This is a genomic window from Tangfeifania diversioriginum, assembly GCF_900141875.1.
In the GTDB taxonomy this organism is placed as follows: Bacteria; Bacteroidota; Bacteroidia; order Bacteroidales; family Prolixibacteraceae; genus Tangfeifania; species Tangfeifania diversioriginum.
On sequence record NZ_FQZE01000076.1, the window covers coordinates 1 to 1,736 of the forward strand.

Sequence of the window (1,736 nt, forward strand, 5' to 3'; positions counted from 1 at the left end):
AGACAATGGAATTATTAGTGAATTTTCAACCTGCTAATAACGGAGTTGAACAATGCCTATTAAAAATAAATCGTTAGTTTTTCAGCAAACCCTAAATAGTCGCAATCATTCCCATGATGATTATACTATAATATATATTAAATCCTGATACAACAGATAATACCATAGCAGGTAAGAGAAGAATTATCCCTAATCTAAATAATTCACCAAGTATAAAAATACTGCTCCCGACTGTTCGCATACCTGAACTAAATCTTTTTTCCAGATACTCGTATGCAGATGTGATATTAAGGCGCATAAAAAATGGTAAAATCCATTTAATTACAAAATAAATGGCAATTAAGCTTCCTAATGGGATGAATATATATAGGATATTTGTTGAAAAGGATTTTCCAGGTAAAGACATAAAACTTACAGCACTAAAAGTAGTAGCTATTAAGCTTATTCCAGCAGCCCAGGCAGGTATTCTTTTTCCACCTTTAAAATAATCAGATATTGTTTTTTCCCTTCTGGAGAAATAATAACCAATTATAATTAGAAGAAAACAATAAAAAGCAAGGAAGAAAATATCTAAGAATGCAAATCTTGTCTTGTTAATAATAGGAGAACAAATTAATTCATTAGAATTATCGCCTTTGTTGCCAACAATAACAATTTTATCATTTGTCTGTTGAAAAGCTTCAATATTTATCCCAATATTTGAATCTAATTTTATATTTTTTTTTGTAATCGTATTATAAATGAAAAAATTAATATCGCCATCAACTGACTTATTATCAAAGACTAATAAGATATTTGAGTAGCCGATTGAAAAAGTTTTTTTCAGCTTATGATTGCCTGTTGAAAAAGAATTTTCAATTTTAAACTCGCCCATTTGGAGATTAGTAAGTTTTGATATAGTCCAGTAATTATTTTTATCATCAAATTCGATTAAATAAAGCATCTCTTGATTTCCATCATTTTGAGAAACTAATTTTGCATTACTGTTTAAATTTCTTGTAAATGCAGGTGACCATTTTGAGGTATTAAAATCATAAGACCAAAAAATATTTTGTCCATTACTAATTCCACTAATCCAAATTTTATTTTGAAACAGAGTTGCACTTGAGGTTGGTTTTTCAAAAGGTAGTTCTCCAATTTTATTTACTACTATCTGATCGTTTAAAACTTCAATTTGATAGATATTTTTATTTATTTCATCATTCTTAATTCCTCCTAAGTAAACAAATGAGTTGCTGTGACAAATAATTTGGCCAAAAGAAATTGATTCTGGAAATACAAATTGTCCTGATTTTTCAATTTTACTATCAATTAATTTATACAGTGAAATACGGTTTGATAAAGAATCCGAAGAGGAACGTGAATTAATAATTCCACCAACAATTATTATATTATCGTCACTTATTCCAATTGTACTACCTTTAAAATATTCAGCTATTTTTAAATGAATTGTACTTTCTCCTGTAATAGTTCTTTCTAAAAAATTATTTGCATGACTTTGTATAAATGTAAAATTGATTAGAGTATAAATAATAAAAATTGTCCTTTTCATACAATTAAAAGTAAAAGAGTTAACTTCAAAAGTGTTAACCTTATATTTAACTTGTTGGTATTAAATCATTAAAATTACTGCTTATTTATTCAATACTTCGTTAAATAATTAAGCGGCAATAGTGCCATAATATATAAGTTCATTGACATGGTTTCGATTTTTAGCAGAGTATGCATTCACACCG

At 27.4% G+C, this 1,736-nt stretch carries 1 protein-coding gene; it reads right to left on the reverse strand.

Going from position 1 to position 1,736, the window contains the following annotated elements; genetic code table 11:
• Positions 1-91: 91 nt before the first annotated feature.
• The gene (locus BUC07_RS20445) at positions 92-1,552 is read right to left on the reverse strand and encodes a sodium:solute symporter family transporter (RefSeq protein WP_073174210.1); all 1,461 of its coding nucleotides are present in this window, start codon (positions 1,550-1,552) and stop codon (positions 92-94) included.
• Positions 1,553-1,736 lie beyond the last annotated feature (184 nt).